Consider the following 268-nt stretch of genomic DNA (forward strand, 5'->3'; position numbering starts at 1 on the left):
GTATAAGAAATAGATGGCAAGAGCTATGGTTTATTACACTTCCATCAATGAAACCTCAGTTGTTATTTGGAGCTGTTATGCAGATCACGATGGCATTTGCAGTCGCAGATATATCAATAGCCCTCGCTGGTTTTCCAAGTGTTAACTACGCGGCGCATACGGTTGTAACACATTTAATGGATTATGGAACAATTCGATTTGAAATGGGGTATGCTTCTGCAATTGCAACTGTTCTGTTCTATCTTATGGTAGGAACGAACTTAATTAT

1 protein-coding gene is annotated in these 268 nt (G+C 38.8%); it reads left to right on the forward strand.

Annotation, left to right across the window (positions count from 1 at the left end; translation table 11 throughout):
• Positions 1–77 precede the first annotated feature (77 nt).
• Positions 78–268 (forward strand): hypothetical protein (locus AOA60_RS33195; protein ID WP_218240471.1); only part of this gene is annotated, 191 nt, incomplete at its 3' end.

Source organism: Pseudomonas sp. 2822-17, from assembly GCF_002742485.1.
GTDB lineage: Bacteria > Pseudomonadota > Gammaproteobacteria > Pseudomonadales > Pseudomonadaceae > Aquipseudomonas > Aquipseudomonas cyclaminis.